Origin of the sequence: Coprobacillus cateniformis, from assembly GCF_009767585.1 — a bacterium.
In the GTDB taxonomy this organism is placed as follows: Bacteria; Bacillota_I; Bacilli_A; order Erysipelotrichales; family Coprobacillaceae; genus Coprobacillus; species Coprobacillus cateniformis.
In genome coordinates this window covers 2646290-2665586 of the sequence record NZ_WSNW01000001.1, presented here as the reverse complement: position 1 = coordinate 2665586, position 19297 = coordinate 2646290, and the positions used below count along the sequence as shown (strand labels likewise).

The 19297-nt window shown below is 29.3% G+C and carries 19 protein-coding genes; 11 read left to right on the top strand and 8 right to left on the bottom strand.

Annotated features, from left to right (window positions below):
• Positions 1-46: 46 nt before the first annotated feature.
• Positions 47-1015, bottom strand: coding sequence for a GPR endopeptidase (gene gpr / locus GQF29_RS13065; protein ID WP_008787844.1), 969 nt, complete (start codon positions 1013-1015; stop codon positions 47-49).
• Positions 1016-1138: 123 nt separating this feature from the next.
• On the opposite strand from gpr, the gene rpsT reads away from it, so the two are divergent.
• The 3 genes from rpsT (at position 1139) to pepF (ending at position 4442) form a co-directional block, all read left to right on the top strand.
• Positions 1139-1402 carry a 30S ribosomal protein S20 gene (gene rpsT, locus GQF29_RS13060; RefSeq protein ID WP_008787843.1) on the top strand — a complete coding sequence of 88 codons (264 nt, stop codon included), beginning with the start codon at positions 1139-1141 and terminating at the stop codon, positions 1400-1402.
• Positions 1403-1474: 72 nt separating this feature from the next.
• A complete protein-coding gene (locus GQF29_RS13055; RefSeq protein ID WP_054688491.1) occupies positions 1475-1846 on the top strand; it encodes a hypothetical protein in 372 nt (123 codons plus the stop codon).
• A gap of 829 nt (positions 1847-2675) precedes the next feature.
• The gene (pepF, locus tag GQF29_RS13050; RefSeq protein ID WP_054688493.1) at positions 2676-4442 is read left to right on the top strand and encodes an oligoendopeptidase F; all 1767 of its coding nucleotides are present in this window, start codon (positions 2676-2678) and stop codon (positions 4440-4442) included.
• A gap of 8 nt (positions 4443-4450) precedes the next feature.
• Here pepF and GQF29_RS13045 read toward each other — a convergent pair whose 3' ends face one another.
• Together GQF29_RS13045 and GQF29_RS13040 are read right to left on the bottom strand one after the other, a co-directional pair.
• Entirely contained in the window at positions 4451-4939 is a 489-nt protein-coding gene (locus GQF29_RS13045) for a DUF6512 family protein (protein WP_054688495.1), read from the bottom strand.
• Positions 4940-5005: 66 nt separating this feature from the next.
• Entirely contained in the window at positions 5006-6199 is a 1194-nt protein-coding gene (locus GQF29_RS13040) for a hypothetical protein (protein WP_054688498.1), read from the bottom strand.
• Positions 6200-6343: 144 nt separating this feature from the next.
• On the opposite strand from GQF29_RS13040, the gene ispG reads away from it, so the two are divergent.
• Together ispG and GQF29_RS13030 are read left to right on the top strand one after the other, a co-directional pair.
• The gene (gene ispG / locus GQF29_RS13035) at positions 6344-7402 is read left to right on the top strand and encodes a flavodoxin-dependent (E)-4-hydroxy-3-methylbut-2-enyl-diphosphate synthase (RefSeq protein ID WP_160340820.1); all 1059 of its coding nucleotides are present in this window, start codon (positions 6344-6346) and stop codon (positions 7400-7402) included.
• Positions 7403-7538: 136 nt separating this feature from the next.
• Entirely contained in the window at positions 7539-7799 is a 261-nt protein-coding gene (locus tag GQF29_RS13030) for a hypothetical protein (RefSeq protein WP_117598729.1), read from the top strand.
• On the opposite strand, the gene GQF29_RS13025 is transcribed toward GQF29_RS13030, so the two are convergent.
• Both GQF29_RS13025 and GQF29_RS13020 read right to left on the bottom strand, forming a co-directional pair.
• Complete coding sequence (locus GQF29_RS13025; RefSeq protein WP_054325269.1) at positions 7772-8635, bottom strand: deoxyribonuclease IV; 864 nt, start codon at positions 8633-8635, stop codon at positions 7772-7774. The two genes, GQF29_RS13030 and GQF29_RS13025, sit on opposite strands and share 28 nt — an antisense overlap.
• Positions 8636-8640: 5 nt before the next feature.
• Positions 8641-10008, bottom strand: coding sequence for a DEAD/DEAH box helicase (locus GQF29_RS13020; protein ID WP_160340819.1), 1368 nt, complete (start codon positions 10006-10008; stop codon positions 8641-8643).
• Between the two features lie 166 nt (positions 10009-10174).
• Between GQF29_RS13020 and GQF29_RS13015 the strand changes: the two genes are divergently transcribed.
• From GQF29_RS13015 to GQF29_RS13000, 3 genes are read left to right on the top strand one after another with little or no spacing between them, the layout of a single operon-like run.
• Positions 10175-11221, top strand: coding sequence for a DUF1048 domain-containing protein (locus GQF29_RS13015; RefSeq protein WP_236916436.1), 1047 nt, complete (start codon positions 10175-10177; stop codon positions 11219-11221).
• A 24-nt stretch (positions 11222-11245) separates the two neighbouring features.
• On the top strand, positions 11246-11569 hold the full coding sequence (locus GQF29_RS13005) for a PadR family transcriptional regulator (protein WP_054325271.1): 324 nt from the start codon (positions 11246-11248) through the stop codon (positions 11567-11569).
• A 54-nt stretch (positions 11570-11623) separates the two neighbouring features.
• On the top strand, positions 11624-11983 hold the full coding sequence (locus GQF29_RS13000; protein WP_017143857.1) for a hypothetical protein: 360 nt from the start codon (positions 11624-11626) through the stop codon (positions 11981-11983).
• Here GQF29_RS13000 and GQF29_RS12995 read toward each other — a convergent pair.
• Entirely contained in the window at positions 11980-13545 is a 1566-nt protein-coding gene (locus GQF29_RS12995) for a MutS-related protein (protein ID WP_160340818.1), read from the bottom strand. The genes GQF29_RS13000 and GQF29_RS12995 overlap by 4 nt on opposite strands.
• A gap of 52 nt (positions 13546-13597) precedes the next feature.
• The gene (locus GQF29_RS12990) at positions 13598-14173 is read right to left on the bottom strand and encodes a MerR family transcriptional regulator (RefSeq protein WP_054688499.1); all 576 of its coding nucleotides are present in this window, start codon (positions 14171-14173) and stop codon (positions 13598-13600) included.
• 83 nt (positions 14174-14256) lie between these two features.
• Between GQF29_RS12990 and GQF29_RS12985 the strand changes: the two genes are divergently transcribed.
• Positions 14257-15177, top strand: a complete 921-nt coding sequence (locus GQF29_RS12985) for a 4-hydroxy-3-methylbut-2-enyl diphosphate reductase (protein WP_117598731.1) — start codon at positions 14257-14259, stop codon at positions 15175-15177.
• 9 nt (positions 15178-15186) lie between these two features.
• Complete coding sequence (locus GQF29_RS12980; protein ID WP_117598732.1) at positions 15187-16470, top strand: FRG domain-containing protein; 1284 nt, start codon at positions 15187-15189, stop codon at positions 16468-16470.
• Positions 16471-16610: 140 nt separating this feature from the next.
• Here the strand turns inward: GQF29_RS12980 and GQF29_RS12975 are convergent, their stop codons facing one another.
• Positions 16611-17960 carry an MATE family efflux transporter gene (locus tag GQF29_RS12975; protein WP_054325272.1) on the bottom strand — a complete coding sequence of 450 codons (1350 nt, stop codon included), beginning with the start codon at positions 17958-17960 and terminating at the stop codon, positions 16611-16613.
• Between the two features lie 461 nt (positions 17961-18421).
• Between GQF29_RS12975 and GQF29_RS12970 the strand changes: the two genes are divergently transcribed.
• Positions 18422-19273 (top strand): Cof-type HAD-IIB family hydrolase, encoded by an 852-nt coding sequence (locus GQF29_RS12970; RefSeq protein ID WP_160340817.1) that lies wholly within the window; start codon positions 18422-18424, stop codon positions 19271-19273.
• Positions 19274-19297 lie beyond the last annotated feature (24 nt).

Here is a 19297-nt window from a genome sequence, read left to right as displayed (position 1 = left end):
ACTATACAACAGAATATATGCAAAAAAAGGTGTATTTAGTACACCTTTAATACCTTAAATGATTTATTCCTGAAGATAGTATCTTAGAAATCATTTCAATATCAAAATCAATATCTTTATCACTCATTACAAATTGACTTTCAATAGGGTTTAAAACCTCATTTAATAATTGAATACGCTTTTGTTCATCAAGTTGACCAATTTCCCCTAGGATCAATCGTCTTTGAACCTCATTGAGTCTTCCTTCATATCTCCTACGTTTCCCCACCTTCAAAGATGTTGATGGGTCCAGTGATTCTTTGAAATAACCTTCCAATAAGTTGTAAACATCACTTACCAGACTGGATACATGAATAACCGTTGGAATCCCAATTGCAACAACTGGGACACCCATCGATGATTCTGTAATACTTTTACGATGATTTCCAATACCACTACCAGGATAAATACCAACATTATTCATTTGAATAACATGACAAATTTTTTCATAACTTTGTGCACACAATGCATCAATTGCAATAATCATATCTGGATGAAATTCTTCTACTAAACATTGAACAATATCAGCAGTTTCCATACCAGTGCGCGCCATAACACCTGGAGCCACACACATACTATCATAATATTGATTCTGATGCCTTTCATCCAATGGATAATGATGTGTAGCTCGAATATGTTTTAAAGTTCTAGGCCCAATAGCATCACTTGTTAAAGTTTCATTTCCTAAACCTACAAAAAGAATTAATGGGTCAATTGTATTCGTTTTAGCTTTAATAAATGTAGAGAGTTGTTTCTCAAATTGTTCAGTTAAAGTTGAAATATCTTGATAATCAGGAAAACTAATTTCTACATATTGTCCAACTTCATGTGGATAGAGTTCACTTGTTTGTAAAATTTCAAATGTTTCAATTGTAACATTTCCTTCTTTTTTTTCACTATGTTTATAATCTTTGTCTTTAACAGCATGGGCTAATGATTCAATAGCCAAATCACTTCGTGTATAATATTTTTTCATGTTCTCACCACATTAATCATTACCATTTTAAAAAAATATAATCATTTCACAATAAAACATTGCATTTATCGTCTATTTTTGATAGAATAACATGGCGAAATACAAAAGCGAGGTGAAAGAACAATGGCAAACATGAAACAACAAATCAAACGTTATAAAAACGATAACAAAAAACGTGAATTAAACAATTCTTATAAAAGTGCTTTAAAAACTGCAATTAAGAAAGTAAAAACTGCAGTTGAAGCTGGAGATAAAGAAGCTGCAGTTGCTGCTTACAATGTCGCTGCATCTAAATTAGATGCATCTGTAAGTAAAGGTATTCATCATAAAAACTATGCTAGCAGACAAAAATCAAGATTAGCTACATTGGTTAACTCTATCGCTTAATTTGTGATAGAGTTTTTTATTTGACAAAAACTGTTTTAAAAACATGTTAAAGTATTCATTGGGGTGATACATATGATTTGTAGTTTGATAGGCTCTTTTTTATTAGTCTATGTTGCAGTTATTACTTTTATGAATATATTAGGATATCCTTTGGGAGAATTTATGATTATGAGAAAAACAACTCATTTCTCACTTAAAAAAATTTATGCTATATCTTTTATCTTACAATTGATTGCTATGTTTGTGTTACTAGAAGAAGGCCATATCACAACATTACGATTACCACAAAGTTTTGTTCAATTAATTTGTCTTCTTTTTGCTATCATACTTACTTTTATAACTTGTAAAAATTTACAATCACAATGTGAAGAAAGAAGATATTTTATGGCTCCACTTTTTTCCATCATAACACTCTGCTTTTGGTTTACACTCTTCAATGCTTAAATGAAGAGTTTTTTTATTTTAGAATATATATCTTACTTTTCAAAAATCCATTCCATCACCTTATATTTAAGAATAACTATTTTTTATAATCGAAAATGAAAATAAATTAAATCAAACATTTATCTTTCTAAAACAGAATATCAGTACAAATAAATTTTAAAACATCACAGGTTACTATTTAACCCTAATAAAATCAACATATTCATAATTGCTTATCATTAAATACTGTTGATATAATCAATGTTTTCTTGATTTTTTACTAAGTAAAAATTAGAATATTCAAAACGAATAAAATAATTAATCTTTATCTGATATATTCAATACTTTTTTAAATTTAACCATTATTTTACCTGATAAAATATATAATCAATTCATACCTGTAATCATACTACTCATTCAAAATAAGGCAAAAAAAGTCATCTTTTTGTACTACAAACCATCAGCATTCATTTAATTGAAACAAAATCGCCTAATGGAATTGATGAGTTTAAACATCAAAAATAGTACATTTCTCCTTTGAATGTCCTATATCCTAATACTTCAATCATTCAATACCAAATTCTCTCTTACCCATAAATCAATTTGCTTATGATGCTCATAACACATGAATTCACATCATCATTATACATAATCCTTAAGAAATCATTATATATATGATATTCTGTAGATTTGCAAATGTGGCAATAACCATTATTAGAACACTTGCTCTAACTTCTTTAAGGATAGTATAAGTATCCCCTCTTCTTTCTTTTTAGTATACCATACATTCGTAGGCATTGACAAAATTTTAGGAAAGACATATCATATATTCTATACAAGGAGGAAACATATGGAACGAGAAAGTATTGAAACAAAAGATACATGGAATCTCTCTTCGATTTATAAAGATGAGCAAGAGTTTTACAATGATTTAAACGAAGCAAAACAATTATTAGATCAGTTAGTTCTACAAAAAGAGCACTTTTTAAGTGATGTTGAACATTTTATCAACTTTCATGAAGAGTATATAAGAATGTCACGATATATTCAAAAACTACATTGTTTTGCACATTTACACTGTGATGTTGAACCAAATCAACAGAAATATCAAACAATGTATGCAGCCATTCTCTCATTTTATGAACAAGTCACTTCTGCATTAGATTTTTATACAGTGGAGATGATTGCTGCACATACAAAAGTTGAAAACTTCTTAAAGGATGAAAGGCTGGCGGATTATCGCTATTCTATTTCTGAGATTCTCAGACAAAAGAAACATGTCCTTTCTCAAGAAATGGAAACTCTCATTTCTAAAACATCTTCTATTTCTGATGTTTCTTCACAAGTTTTTGATGCTTTTCGTCTTGATTATGACCCTGTCCATATTAATGGAGAAGAGAAATTCTTAAACAGTGCAACTTTATCAGAGTTTCTTAAAAATCCTGATCCAAATGTCAGACAAGAAGCTTATCATAACTTTTTTAAAGAATACAAAAAATATGAAAATGTCTTTGCTGCAACTTTAGCAGGTGTTATGAAAAAAGATGCTTTCTATGCTGATGTAAAAAAATTCAATAGTCCATTAGAAGCAAGTCTTTTTGATGATAATGTACCAACATCATTATTCTTTAAAATTTTAGAAAAAGCGAATAAAGAATATAGACCTTTATTTCATCGTTACAATGCTCTTAAGAAAAAAGTTCTTAATCTTGAAACAATGTATAATTACGATTTAAATATACCACTTGTTGAATATGATACAAAAAAATACACAGTTGATGAATGTTTTGATATTATCTTAGATGTTGTCAAAGTTTTTGGAAATGATTATGTTGAAATCATTCAAAAAGCAAGAGATGAAAGATGGATTGATTATTATCCACATGCCGGCAAACGTGTTGGTGCTTATTCAAGCGGATGTTATGATACCAATCCATATATATTAATGAATTTCATTGGTGACTATAACTCATTATCAACAATGATACATGAACTTGGTCATAGTGCTCACACTTATCTTTCATGTCATCATCAATCACCTATTAATTGTGATTATCGCATTTTTGTGGCAGAAGTTGCCTCAACCGTTAATGAAACATTATTAATCAATTATATGCTTGAACATGCTTCGTCTAAAGAAGAAAAAGCCTATTTCCTTTATGAATTATTAGAAAATTGTGTTGGACTTATTTTTAGACAACCAATGTATGCTGACTTTGAACATATTCTGCATACTTGGGCTCAAGAAGGAAAACCCATGTCAGCTCAAATGATTACTGATTTATATATGAGTAAGAATGCTGAATATTTTGGACCTGATGTTACTATGGACCAATATGTGAGTCATTCATGCTTCTATATTCCTCACTTCTATTATAATTATTATGTATATAAATACACATTGGGTATGACTGTTGCCTTAGCAATTGTTTCTCGTATACTTGATGGAGATCAAAAACAGAAAGAGGCATACTTGAATTTCCTAAAATCTGGAGGTAGCAAAGATCCAGTTGATTTATTAAAGGATGCTCTTGTCAATCCATTAGAAAATCAACTCTATGATGATGCCTTCCATTATTTTGAAAATATTCTTAATCAATTTGAAGAACTCATTTAAAAGCAGTGCTATGATAGCACTGCTTTACTGTTATCTATGAAAATAGGCAAATCAGGTGGATAAAAAGTCCATACACTAAAAAGAACAATCAATGCAACAAGAATAATAAGATTAATGCGCCAATCCATATTCCAATGATGTTTATCAACAATAATCATCATTACATTTCCAAGCAGGATTCCCACAAATAATAATACAATATCTACAATAAGGCTTTCAATGCCTAAACCATAATGATAGAAGTAATAAATTAGTACCACACTTAATATACCAGTGATTATCCCCACTAACATACTTGTCAATGAATATGTTTTTTTATTTCTCAATAACAAAATAATATCAATAAATAGCATAGGATACAAAACTAACTTTAAGTGTTCAAAAATACTTTCATTGACTGGAGCTATAAGAGCAACCACAGAATAAGGAAAGATATCATATACAAAATGCAAAACTGAACCAATTAAAAATTCTATAATTGTTATAATCCATAACATATAATGATCACCACTATATATTATGATAAAAATATTAAATTATAGCAAAAAGATAAAAAATATTCTCTAGTCGTTAAATACCCATTTGCTTTTATAAACATACGCATAAAAACTTTGAGATTTGTAGTTATGCATATCACCAAAATAAGTATCTCCATATTCATAATATTTAAATTCACCAGTTATAGCAATACTCTGCTCTTCGTCATCTTCGTTATAAATTGTTGAAACAGGTGCTAGAATCTCTAATGTTACATTAAGAGTTTCATCAAATGGATTTACAAATACGCGATAGTATCTTCGTCCCGAAGATGAACTATTAAAAAACGAATCAATTTGAGTTAAATAATCAGGTATTCTCTCATCAATTTGATACGATTGTTCACCATTCGCAAAATCTATCATACCAACTTCAACATCATACTTATCATGTCCATAATTACAATATATCTCTGAATCAATCATTGCATATCTTTTATCTAATTTCTCCTGCTTATGAAATACATAAAGATTTTGATACTCATTCATATTATAAATAGTTGCACTATCCCATCCTTCAATTTGATTGGTGACATCTAAAACATCTAAATTATGATAAGTAGGTTTATAAAGATCATGGTAATTATATGAAATAAGAGGCCAGATCCAAATAATGATATAACCAACCACAAAAAGACTTATACAATATCCAATAATAATGACGCCTGTAGAAATTCTATTGTTTGATTCCATAACTAGATGACAGTCTATAGCATCTTGCTTACACTTTTTTAATTGACGATAAACTATATATATGAATAACAGTACACTTCCCCAAATGAGAAATGATACATCATCTCCACCAAGAAAAGTACCAATTAAACAAATCATATAATAAGAAAATAAAGTGATATCTAAACGCATGGAAGAAGAATTTTCTTTCATCCCTAAAAACACTAAAGTCATTTGTATAACTTTTAAAATAGCATGAGTAGTATAGTAATAACTAGGTAATGTGAGCGGTGTTTGAATATTAACAATTGTTGTTAATAAGTATGCAAACAAAAAATAGAGACTAAGATAATATGCATATTTGAATTTCCAATTGAGACCTTTAGTCATTCTTAATCCAATAAAAAACCATAAAACAGAAATAAGCCCTTCAATTTCAGGTATCCACCCTATATCAATAGTTAAACTGGCAAATAGGAAACCAGTTATAATATATTGAATAGCAGATTTCAGTTGTTGTGTTTCGCTCATACTCGTATGATTATCCATAATATCCCTCCAATTCAACACCTACCTTACTTTCATTTTAGCATATTCCCTAAATATTGACGACAAAATTATGCGTTATGACTTCTTTTATTGGCTAGATGATAAAATATGGTATAATAAGAGTAGAAACGAGGTTAGATAATTATGTTAAGACATGAAACGAAATCATTTAAAGTTGGAAATTTAACATTAGGTGGAAATCAACATGTGATTATTCAATCAATGTGCAATACAAAAACCAAAGATACAAAAAATACAATAAACCAAATTCTCAAATTGGAAGAAGCTGGTTGTGAAATGGTAAGAGTTGCTGTCTTTGATAAAGATGATGCAAAAGCAATATCTACTATCAAAAAAAGCATTCATATACCTTTAATTGCTGATATTCACTTTGATTATAAACTTGCACTGACTGCGATTGAAAATGGTATTGATAAAATCAGAATCAATCCTGGAAATATAGGTTCAATAGACAAGGTCAAAACTGTTGTAGAAGCTTGTCAAAAAAAACATATTCCCATCCGTATTGGTGTTAATAGTGGTTCATTAGAAAAAGATATTCTTCAAAAATATGGTAAACCTACAGCTCAAGGAATGATTGAAAGTGCTAAGAAACATATTGATATACTAGAATCACTAAATTTTCATGACTATGCAATCTCATTAAAATCTTCAAATACATTATTAACTATTGAAGCTTATCAATTAGCAAGTCAAACTTTTGATTGCCCTCTCCATATTGGTGTTACTGAAGCAGGGACTAAACTTGGTGGAACGATTAAATCAAGTTTGGGGATTGGAACACTTCTTTATCAAGGTATTGGAAACACTATTCGTGTCTCTTTAAGTGATGACCCTGTTGAAGAAATCAAAGTTGCGAAAACTTTATTAAAAGAATTAGAATTGATTGAAAATGTTCCTACGCTAGTCTCTTGTCCAACGTGTGGAAGAATTCAATATGATCTCATTCCCATTGCAAGTGAAATAGAAGATTTCTTAAATACTATTCATAAAGATATTACAGTTGCTATCATGGGCTGTGCAGTTAATGGTCCTGGTGAAGCAAAACATGCTGATATCGCAATTGCTGGTGGTGTAAAGGAGGGACTCCTTATTAAAAAAGGAGAAATTATTAAAAAAGTCAGACAAGAAGATATGGTTAAAGTATTAAAAGAAGAAATTATAAATATGACAAAGGTTTGAGTATTTACTTAAGCCTTTTTTCGTATTTAAAATTCATAAACTTACATAACAGGTTCTTTATTTTCAAAACTTTTTATATGGGAATAGTCATTCTTTAGAGATTTTTTACATAGTTTATATGTAGGAGGAACAAAAGATGCGAGACCAAAATAGTGAATATATATCTAAATTAAAACTTGAAGACTTTAAGATTTTATTACAAGAATTTGATATTGAATTAGATGAGGAAACTCAGGAGACAGTTTTATCAATCATTAAAAATAACCAATATGCTTTGGTTCATGATCAATATCAATTTGTACTAGAAAACTATATAAAAAAATTGACAAGTGAATTCACTTGTCAAAAGATTATTGGTTTATTAAACAATTATTTCAAACCATTATTGAAGATTTGATTTTTTAACATATCAATTTCTTCTTTATATGGAGCATGTTCATCTATGTAAGGTGTTTCTAATATCTTAGGAACATCTTTTAATTTTGGATGATGAACAATCGAATTCAATGTCTCAAATCCAATATAACCATATCCAATATTTTCATGTCTATCTTTATGAGCTCCTCTTTCATTCTTAGAATCATTCACATGAACAACAAGCAAACGATCCAAACCAATCTTTTCATCAAACTCATCAAGAATATCTTCAAATTTTGTTAAATCATAACCGCCATCATGTAAATGACATGTATCTAAACAAACCCCTAACAATTCATTATGTTCAACATGTTCAATAATATATTTTAACTGATCAAAATCACGCCCCAATTCACTGCCCTTACCTGCCATTGTTTCTAAAGCAATATGCACAGTTTGATCTTTATCAAGAACTTGATTTAAACCATTCACAATCTGTTGAAGTCCAATTTCGTCGCCAGCTTTGACATGTGCTCCTGGATGTAAAACCAATTTTGAAATACCAATAGCTTCACATCGTGCAATTTCCTGTTTTAAAAAACGAACAGCCAATTCAAAAGTTTCAGGTTTTATTGTATTTGCCAAATTAATTATATAAGGAGCATGAACAACAACATCATCTATATTAATATTGTTTTCTGCCATCAATGCCTTTGCTTCATCAATTCTCAATTGATCAATTGGTTTTCTAGCAGTGTTCTGTGGTGCTCCTGTATAAAACATAAAAGTTGTTGAACCATATGATAATGCTTCTTTTACAGAACCTAACATCATTTCTTTTCCACTCATGGAAACATGACTACCAATTTTCAACATTCATTTTATTCCTCTCTTTCACGTTTTTCCCTTTGTGCTTGTTTTGCACGTTCTTTTTTCTGTCGCTTAATATCTTGTTTAATCATTGCTCTTTTTTCTTGCTTAACCATTTTTTCAATAACTCTTTTACGCTTTTTCTTATAGCCTGGTTTCACTTTTGTTGGCTTTCTTACAATAGACGTAATTTTCTTTTCTAATTCTGTTTGATGTTTTTCACGTGATTTACGTTTTTCACGATCTTTAGTATCAACGAATTGATCACCTTTGACTTCTTTCATTTCAAAAGTAATCCCCTTCTTTTCTAATGCCTGAACAATATTCTGATTGCTTGTATCATACATACTATAACATTCACCAGTATATTTTCCACGACCACAACGACCGCTTCTATGAATATAGAAATCAAGTTCAGTTGGGAATTCCATATTAATAATATGGCTTGCACCATCAATATCAATACCTCTTGCTGCAATATCAGTAGCAACAATATATTGATAGTCCATATTTTTAATACGTCTCATCATTTGACGACGTTCTCTTGGTTCTAAGTCCCCATGAATCTCTCCAACCTTATAACCATCATTTCTTAATTTCATAGTCAAGTCAGCAGCTTCCGTTCTCTTATTACAGAAAATCAAACAAATGTAAGGATCAATAATACCCATAATTTGCTTTAAAACTTGATAACGGTCACGATGTTTTGTTGGAACTAAATAATGTGAAACATTACGAGTTGTTGTTAATTGTTCATCAATTTCAACCATTTTAGGATTTTGCATATATTTTTGTAAAAAAGGTCTTAACATTTGTGGAATTGTTGCTGAAAAAACCATCATCTGAAGATTTTCTTTCATCTTTCCTAAAACAGCATCAATATCTTCCAGATATCCAAATTCCAATGTCATATCTGCTTCATCAATGACAAAGATATCTGCTGTAGTGATTTTTAAAGCTTGTTCATCTAATGATAAATCTTTAATTCTTCCTGGTGTTCCAATAACAATATGAGGTTGAATCGTTAATTTATCAATAGCCTTTTGTTTATCACTTCCACCAATAATTAAAGAAACACGTAAATCTTGATTATACTTCATAAAAAGTTTGGCATGTTCATATATTTGTGAAGCTAATTCTCTCGTTGGTGCTGTGATAACTGCTTGCACACAGTCTGATGTGACATCAATCATATCCATAATTGGAATCAAAAAAGCATGTGTTTTCCCTGTTCCAGTTTGTGAGATTCCAATAATATCTCTTTGTTTATATACTAAAGGTATAATTTCTTTTTGAATTTTTGTAGGCGATTCAAATTTTAATTCAGTAATTGTCTCTTTGACAAATGGGTTAAATTGATATTGTTCATATAATTTCATTATAACGCCTCCTTTCAAGCCTTTTGATTATACTATAATTCAATTCAAAAAGCAAAATACTTTGCTTGAATAGTTACTTTTTTGTATTTTCACGTTACTACTTGACATAGCATAGTAGTATGTTATACTCATACTAGGTACTATGTATAAACAAGGAGTAGGAGGAATGATAAATGATATTAACTACGATGACTATGCTCAAAAGTTAACAAACGAATACAAATCAGCTTATGAGAAAATGGCTATATATATTGAAGCCATCCTATTTCCCGGTGATAATTTAAGTGTCATTATGAATGAAGTTGTAGATTTATTGTTATCTGCTCAAGAAGATTCTCGTCCACTTGAAGATGTGATCGGCTCTGATATGAAACTTTTCTGCGACCAATTGGTAAAAAGCCACACCAATACTCCTCTTCATAGAATATTTCAATTTTTAAATGCCTATCGTATATTATCCCTTATCGCATTTATATTAACAACTATAGGATTAATTGTAGATTTTTTTGATGGTGTTTATTCGCCATGGACAACTCATGTAAAGATGGGTGCCTTCTTTTGTTCCATGTTTATTTCTTTATTTATTTTCATTCTCTTTAAATTATTAACCAGAAAACTTATTTTTAAATATTCATGGTATACAAAAAAAGTTGATAATATCATCACAGTGATTCTCTTTTTTATTATTTTTATAAGCATATTTTTTATACCAGAACAAATTGATTCTTTGATTCCTTTACCACGATGGCTTTTCTTATTCCTCACATTGAGTATATATACAATATGCACCTTACACAAGAACCAGCAAAAACGTATTGATCAACAGGAAGAAAACTATTTTTCTTTTGATGATAGTGTTATGAACGAGAATATTATGCAAATGCGAAAGAAATATAATAAATATTGTGTAAAACAAAAAAAGAAGAATTTAATCCCTTTAGATGTCCAGACATGGTATGAGGAAAGATTTCAAAAAGATAAGCGCATGGATCATTATGGAAGTATATGCTTTATAATTATGGTGCTCATTATTATTATTGGCACTTTTATAACAAGTGAAACTCCTAATGCAATGCTATTTACAAGCTTACTCCTCATTATAGAAATTCCTATCTATAAGCTTCTTGACAAAGGCAGAATAGCAAGACTAAAATTATATCAAATGATACATGAAAAACAAATTGATATCTTTGATCAAAGTCTTAATCAATGAAATAATTAGAAAAGAGGGAAATGTATGGACGAAAGTCAACTACTTAAAGGGATATTAGAAGGATGTGTGCTTAAAATTATTAGTCAGGAAGAAACATATGGCTATGATATTCTATTAAAATTAAGTGATGCAGGACTTAAAAATATTATTGAAGGAACACTTTATCCCATATTATCACGTTTGGAGAAAAAAGAGTTTATTCGATGTCGTAAAGCAAAATCTCCACTTGGTCCAACTCGAAAATATTATTCGATAACACAGTTAGGAATAAACCATCTAGAAAAATATCTCACCATGTATCAAAACATAATTCAAATATCAAATCAAATCTTATTTCATAAATCATGATAAATAACTAACACCTTTATAAAATAAACATATACTAATATAGGAGGTGTTATGATGTATCCACAATTTCCAGGTAATCCTTATCCATATCCTTATATGCCACAGCAATCTATGATGTATCCTATGGGAATGATGGGGATGAAACCATCACTGCTTCAATCAATGAAATATTCACTGAATCAATTATCAATGTCTTCAACAATTAGGACTGCTCAAAAAACACTTTATACAGCCAATCAAATTATTCCTATTGTGAATCAATTAAGACCAGTCCTGCACAATGCAACAACTGCATTTAGAGTTGTAAAGGCTGTCAAGCAATTTGATTTTGATGATTTAGATGAAGAAATAGATCAAAGTATCAATCAAGAATCTGAAGTCTTTGAAAACATGTTGCCACAAGAAAAAGCCTAATAAGGCTTTTTTAACTGTTCTACAATTTTGCTATCAAAACCATATACCTCTAAAAGCTTAATAGCATTTCCAACTTTACAAACTCCTGCTTTTATTTTATAATCACTCTTCCATATCTTATCAACAATGTCATCATTAAAACAATATTGAGAGATATTGCTAAAAGCATCAACAATAGATAAATCATGTGTTGTTACAAATATCAAGGATTGACTTTCAAACATATACTTTAATACAACTTTGGAAATCGCAATTCTTTCTTTCTCATTGGTACCTCTTAAAATTTCATCAATAAGTATTAAACACTGGTGTGTTGACATCATGTTTAAAATTGTTTTCAAAGTTTTTATCTCCCTTATATAATAACTTTCACCAGTCTTTAGATTATCTTGAATATGAATTGATGTGTAAAGCTGAAATGGATAATAAACAAACTCATCAGCAAAACATGTATGATATGCTTTTGCCATAATCATATTTATACCCACGGTTTTCAAAAAAGTAGATTTACCTGATGCATTTGAACCTGTAATCATACAAGATGTATCTGTAGAAAAACTATTTTTTACAGGATTCTTAATAATTGGATGATAACAATTCTTAAATTGTACAATTGGCACAGATGAAACCTCTGGAATACATGTCTGGTACTGATGACGCAATGAAAGAATAGAAACAGCTGTTTCAACTTTTCCAACATATTCATACATCTCTAAAAAATCTTCCCCTAGTTCATTCTTATGTTTTAGTAAAAAATAACATTGATATATTGGTAAAAAAAAGATTCCTTTTATAAACTCCATAAGATAAAATATATCTATTTGACTTAGAGTTCCAATAACTCTACTCACAAGAGTATAACGATTAGCCCTATTTATCATTTTATATATTTTTTTACTTTCTTCTGTTGAAAACAAATGAAATCTTTGAAGAGACTTCAGACATTCTACAACAAAAGAATAACTCATACACTGACTCATCATATCATCTGTTTTTTTAACATAGTGTGTATAAAGACCTACTTGAATCATTAACCATAATACAACATATTTAACCATCATTATATCAAAAAAACAACTTAATATAAGACTAGATAAAATGAGTGTTGATAAAAAAATACTAATTGTATCCCTTTGTGTAAACATATTGTCTTGTTCAAAAAATTGTAGTGAAGGAGTATATCCTCTTGATAAACTATAGAGTTCATATAAAACCTTTTTTAAAAGTTTTTCATTTTTTAATTTCTCAATGATATTTTCCAAATCTTTATGACAATGGTTTGATATAAACATTTGTCCATACATATATTCTTTTCCAACATCACTATATGTCCTATTCACGATATTAAAAATCTGATCTAATTCTAAATCATTATAGACACCCTCATCAATATCAGGATTTTTAATTTTCTTAAAGTATTCTTTTGTGATTTCTTCTTCAGTATCTCTTTTATCAAGATAAAAACTTTTATAAAGCATTTTTGTCTTATAATAACGATATAGATATTTGATGAATAAAAGAATACAAATGAAGATAAAAATAATACTTATATAAATAATCATAAACCATCCCTCCTCACTCCACTATAAAGCCATTCCCTTAGGGATTGTCAAATTATTTTTCAAAGAAACGAACGATTTTAAAGAGAAATAATCTCACTCGAGACGAAGCATAGATTAAAAATGCACTTATATAAAAAGTGTATGATAAAAATTCACATAAAAAATTGACCTCTACTTTAGGAGCAAAAACCCAGGCTAATGTAAAAAGATAAATACATAATTTATCAAAATTAATCTCTGTATTCTCTTGATTAAAAGAGACTTCTAAATGATAAGTTTGATCAATTTCTTGAGAGATTTCATTGATATCATTTTCATTCATTAAAGTTTCTTTAATATCATCAATATATTGAATTGAAGTATTAATCTGGAAAAGTTTTTCTTGATATTCAGTTTTTTTCTGATCAAAAATATGATATTGTTTCTCCAATAGTACTTTTTTAATTTCTTCTAAATGAAATCCTAACCGTCTTAATTGTTTTATTTTTAATAATGTTTGTTTTTCTTTCTCTAAATAAATACGATAACCATGATCGTCTTTTTGTGGTTGAATAAGTCCTTTCTCTTCATAAAGATTAATTGCTTTTTTAGATAATTGAAGTTTTTGAGATATTTCCTGAATATACATAAGTACTCCTCCTTATAAAATATATTATAAAGACTTTTTTTAGAATCACAATATGTTATAATGCATAGGAGGTGATTTATAAAATGGAAGTCAAAGCTATTGTCCCTAGAGGATACTGTAAAGGGGTTGTCAATGCCATTAATATAGCTAAAAAAGCAAGTCAGAAACCGCCAGTATATATTTTAGGCATGATTGTACATAACCAATATATTGTCAATGCATTAGAAGAATTAGGTGTTAAAACAATTGACCACAAAGGAAAAACGAGATTGGAATTATTAGATGATATTGATGATGGTACAGTTATTATTACTGCTCATGGAGCAAGTGAGCAAGTCTTTTTAAAAGCACAAAAAAAAGGCTTGAATGTTATTGATGCATCATGCCAAGATGTTATCAAAACACATGATTTGATTAAAGATAAATTGAAACTTGGATATGAAATTTTATATATTGGAAAAGTAGGTCATCCAGAAGCAGAAGGTGCTATTTCAATCAATTCACATAAGATTCATCTAATCACTCAAAAAGAAGATATTCTTAAAATGAATCCTCAGAAAAAATACATCATTACAAATCAAACAACAATGTCTCTTTATGATGTTTATGAATTATGTGAATTTGCTAAAAATACTCTTCCTTATGTAGAAATTGCAAAAGAAACATGTACTGCGACAAAGATCAGACAAGAGGCGATTAAAAATATTGATGATGATATTGATATTGTTTTTATTGTTGGTGATCCCCATTCCCATAATACACAAAAACTTGCTTCAATTGCAGGAGAAAATAAAGATGTCTATATGATTGAAAGTATTCAAGATTTAAATATTACTAATTTAAAAGGCAAGACAAAAGCAGCAGTTTCTTCAGGAGCCTCTACTCCTACTTATTTAACAAATCAAGTTATATCATTTTTAGAACAGTTTGATGAAAATAATCCAGAAACACATGTCAAACCATCTATTGAAAAGGAAAAAATATTAGATGAACAGAAAGGATAGTGATAAATCTTGAATATAAATACATTGGCACATTTAATTGAAAGATTGATTACATATAAAGTGTCTGATGCAGATTTTTTCCATTTGGATAATTATGTTGAACAATACAAAAAAAGTGATGTCCCAAAAAAATCACGAGATATCCTCGCACAACTTCTTAAACAAATGGAAAAATACATCAAAACTCAAAAAGAATTCAAGGAATTGACAGAAAAACAATTGATTGGTTTATTTCAATCCCAGTTGTTTAAAGAATATGATTTTTCTAAAGTACAGCAAATTGAATATTTTATGATTATGCTGTCTAATAGTATCACGAAAACATCATTTCAACAGATTATTGACTTCTGGATTAAACATTTCCCAATGCATAATAATATATCATATGAAAAACCATTCTTTTTTCATATGAATAAAGTTTTAATTTATTCTTTAGGAACTCATAAAAATATGAGTGCATTTGAAGAATTCACTTCTATTCTTAAAGAAATACAAAAGAATATTGATAAAGATGCTACACAACTTTTTTATAGAGGGCATGATAATATTAACTATAAAGCCATTCCATCATTATTTCGAGAGAATTCATGGATTAATCATGAAGACTATATGTACAATCAATTGATTATGAGAAAAACGACAGAGTTTGAAAAGTGTAACACAAATTTTCAGCGTCTTTCAAAAATGCAACATTATACACTTCCTACAAGGCTTTTAGATATTACAACAAATCCACTTGTAGCATTATATTTTGCCTGTCAAAATCCTAAAAAGTTTGATGGTTCTATCATTTTATTTGAAGAACAAGAAAAACAGATAAGATATGCTCATAGTGATTCAGTTCGTATTATATCTTCTTTATGTCGCTTGAATTACTTAGAAAAAAATCAAATATTTGATAAAATATATGCTTCCCCTAGTAAAGTTCCTCAGCAATTATTTGATAAACTCGCTAGCGAAATCGCTTATGAAAAATCTGGTTTCACTAATAAAATAAATCCAAATTCTTTAAAGCAAGTCTATATTGTGAGAGCTAACTATGATAATAATGAAAGAATTGCTAGACAAGCTGGATTATTTATTATTTGTACTCACCCAAAATATCATGATCAACAAATAGATAAGATTTTTCATAAACAAAATGGATGCAAAGTCATCATACATATTCCTAAAAATCTCAAAAAAGAACTATTAGAACTTCTTGATATTTTTGACTTCAATAGAGCAACACTTTACACTGGAATGGATGATGTTAGTCAGTATATCAAAGAAATGACTCATAAAATGCTTTAATAAAAAAACAGACTCCTTGTATTATACTTACAGTGAAGTCTGCTTTTTTATATTAATCGAAAGTGTGATAACCACATTCTCTAATAGAAATACTCACAAATCAATAATAATAAAATTAACTATTTGAAAAGAACTTTTATTTATGAAACGGATTGCTGATTTAACCAATTAACCTTGTGATAATAGATAATAAACATAATTGCACAAGTTACCCAAGTGACAGGCCAGCCCATAAAAACAAAATAAACATCTGATGTCATCTGCGTCACTATTGCCAAATAAATCTGTCTTAAAATAACAAAATTAAAAACCATAATATACATTGGAACTGAAGATTTCCCTGCACCTCTTAAAACACCATTATAAATCTGTACAACTGGCAACATAATATAGAAAGGTACAAATGCTAATTGCATTGTGCGCCCTGCCTGAATAACATCTGGTTCACTATTAAAAATAGCAATAAAACTTTCTCCAAAAAAGAAGAGTGAAATAGCCATTGTTGCAATAACTGCCATAGTCATCCACAGTGCAATACGCGAACCTTTTTTGACGCGTTCATATTGCTTAGCACCAATATTTTGCCCCACAAACGTTGTCACTGCCATATTAAAACTTTGCAATGGTAAATTAACAAATCCATCAATACGTATTGTTGCTGAATATCCAGCAACAACACTTGAACCAAATGCATTAACATAAGACTGAACGATAACATTTGATAAAGATACTATACTTTGTTGAATTCCCGTAGGTAACCCCACCATAATTATTTTCTTTAAGATTGGAAAATGAAAACGAATTTGTTTCCAGAATAATTGATGTGGACCTTCACTTCTTATCAAGACAATAACAACAAGTATAGCACTTATAGCCTGCGCTATTAATGTTGCATACCCTGCCCCAGCAACTCCCATATGTAAATATTTTACAAATAGGAAATCTAAAATGATATTAACAATACAAGCAATAATTAAGAAATAAAGAGGTCGCTTAGAATCACCCATTGCTCTTAATATTCCTGATCCCATATTATAAATCAGATTAAATGAAATACCTGCAAAATATATCATTAAATATGTAGAGGAATCATGGAAGACATCAGCTGGTATTCCAATGGCATGTAGCATTGGATTTGTTCCAATAATTCCAATGACTGTTAACAATAAAGACATAACAAGTGTTAATGCTGCAGAACTATGAACAGCCTTTTTTAAACGCCCATTATCTCCTGCACCAAAATATTGTGCAATAATAACCCCTGCTCCAGTTGCGAGTCCCATAAAGAAGCCAATTAACATATTAATGATAGGTGAAGATGCTCCAACTGCTGCTAATGCTTCCTTACTCACAAAATTCCCCACAACATAAGCATCTACTGTATTATACAATTGTTGAAACAAATTCCCTATCAGCAATGGAACAGAAAACCAAAAAATTGATTTCGCAATATGCCCATGAATTAAATCTGTAGATTTACTCTTATTCATAATATCCCCCTAATAAATTATTCTTTTCTTTAACTACCTGCTTATAATTTACACCATCTATATGCATACAAAGTACAGATTTCCTTTTTGAATAAAGAAGCAATTGTGACATTTCATCTCAAGACATATGTGGTGTATTTTTAACTAAAGTCAAATCCTGATAACTTTCATTGACAATAAATTTTACAATTTGATGCAAACCTCATCAACTGAAAAAGTGTTATCTTTATGAACATGATATCCTAATCTCACCAAAAAATATTAATTCATTTATCATATCCTCCCTAGTTACTTATTATCGATTATTATCGTTTTCAAACGAATATTTATTATTGTACACCTTTTTCTATATAAATAAAGAATAATTCCATTTTTTGAAAATGATAAATTATAATTTGCAAGGTTTGAAAATAATTTTGATTATAATAAATTTTAGATATAATAACTATTGGAGGTATTATATGAATAAAAAAGTTATATTTTTTGATGTTGATGGAACGTTAGTTGACGTACGTTCGTCACAAGAGTTTATCCCTGAGTCTACTATAAAAGCAATACAAGCAACAAAGCAAAAAGGGAATCTTTGTTTTTTATGCACTGGCAGAAGTAAAGCGGAGATTTTTTCACATATTTTAGAAATTGGCTTTGATGGTATAATTGGCGCTGGTGGTGGTTTTGTAGAAATTGGAGATGAGATGTTATATCATAAACAAGTTTCTCGAAACGCTATACACCATGTTGTTGATTTTTTTGAAGAACATAACTTTGATTTTTACATCGAAAGTAATGGTGGACTTTACGCAAGTCAGCATCTTATTCCAAGATTGGAATCTATTATGTATGGAGATTTAGAAAATGATCCTGAAGCAAGAAGAAAAAAGAAAGAAGCACCAAATCATTTTATTAATTCATTAAAGATTGGTTATGATTTACATCGTGATGATGTGAATAAAATTTGTTTCCTAGAAAAAGAAGGATTTCCTTTTGAGAATATTAAAGCAGAATTCAACTTAGAATTTAACGTTATTCATTGCACAGTTCCAATGTTTGGTAATGATAGTGGTGAACTCTCTGTTCCTGGTGTCAATAAAGCATCAGCAATAGAAGCTCTCATAACACATTTAGGAATACCAAAAGATAATACATATGCTTTTGGAGATGGATTAAACGATATTGATATGCTTGAATTTTGCCAATATGGTATAGCTGTAGGAAATGCAGCTGAAGGGTTAAAGGCAATTGCTGATGAAATTACAGATGATATTATTGATGATAGTATCTATAATTCTATGAAAAAACATGGATTAATTTGAACAAAGACAAGATTTATTTTCTAA

What these genes read in the sequence shown, in the direction of transcription:
- gpr (WP_008787844.1), bottom strand. Translation starts at nt 1,015, where the DNA reads ATGAAAAAATATTATACACGAAGTGATTTGGCTATTGAATCATTAGCC.
- rpsT (WP_008787843.1), top strand. Translation starts at nt 1,139, where the DNA reads ATGGCAAACATGAAACAACAAATCAAACGTTATAAAAACGATAACAAA.
- GQF29_RS13055 (WP_054688491.1), top strand. Translation starts at nt 1,475, where the DNA reads ATGATTTGTAGTTTGATAGGCTCTTTTTTATTAGTCTATGTTGCAGTT.
- pepF (WP_054688493.1), top strand. Translation starts at nt 2,676, where the DNA reads ATGGAACGAGAAAGTATTGAAACAAAAGATACATGGAATCTCTCTTCG.
- GQF29_RS13045 (WP_054688495.1), bottom strand. Translation starts at nt 4,939, where the DNA reads ATGTTATGGATTATAACAATTATAGAATTTTTAATTGGTTCAGTTTTG.
- GQF29_RS13040 (WP_054688498.1), bottom strand. Translation starts at nt 6,199, where the DNA reads ATGGATAATCATACGAGTATGAGCGAAACACAACAACTGAAATCTGCT.
- ispG (WP_160340820.1), top strand. Translation starts at nt 6,344, where the DNA reads ATGTTAAGACATGAAACGAAATCATTTAAAGTTGGAAATTTAACATTA.
- GQF29_RS13030 (WP_117598729.1), top strand. Translation starts at nt 7,539, where the DNA reads ATGCGAGACCAAAATAGTGAATATATATCTAAATTAAAACTTGAAGAC.
- GQF29_RS13025 (WP_054325269.1), bottom strand. Translation starts at nt 8,635, where the DNA reads ATGTTGAAAATTGGTAGTCATGTTTCCATGAGTGGAAAAGAAATGATG.
- GQF29_RS13020 (WP_160340819.1), bottom strand. Translation starts at nt 10,008, where the DNA reads ATGAAATTATATGAACAATATCAATTTAACCCATTTGTCAAAGAGACA.
- GQF29_RS13015 (WP_236916436.1), top strand. Translation starts at nt 10,175, where the DNA reads ATGATAAATGATATTAACTACGATGACTATGCTCAAAAGTTAACAAAC.
- GQF29_RS13005 (WP_054325271.1), top strand. Translation starts at nt 11,246, where the DNA reads ATGGACGAAAGTCAACTACTTAAAGGGATATTAGAAGGATGTGTGCTT.
- GQF29_RS13000 (WP_017143857.1), top strand. Translation starts at nt 11,624, where the DNA reads ATGTATCCACAATTTCCAGGTAATCCTTATCCATATCCTTATATGCCA.
- GQF29_RS12995 (WP_160340818.1), bottom strand. Translation starts at nt 13,545, where the DNA reads ATGATTATTTATATAAGTATTATTTTTATCTTCATTTGTATTCTTTTA.
- GQF29_RS12990 (WP_054688499.1), bottom strand. Translation starts at nt 14,173, where the DNA reads ATGTATATTCAGGAAATATCTCAAAAACTTCAATTATCTAAAAAAGCA.
- GQF29_RS12985 (WP_117598731.1), top strand. Translation starts at nt 14,257, where the DNA reads ATGGAAGTCAAAGCTATTGTCCCTAGAGGATACTGTAAAGGGGTTGTC.
- GQF29_RS12975 (WP_054325272.1), bottom strand. Translation starts at nt 17,960, where the DNA reads ATGAATAAGAGTAAATCTACAGATTTAATTCATGGGCATATTGCGAAA.
- GQF29_RS12970 (WP_160340817.1), top strand. Translation starts at nt 18,422, where the DNA reads ATGAATAAAAAAGTTATATTTTTTGATGTTGATGGAACGTTAGTTGAC.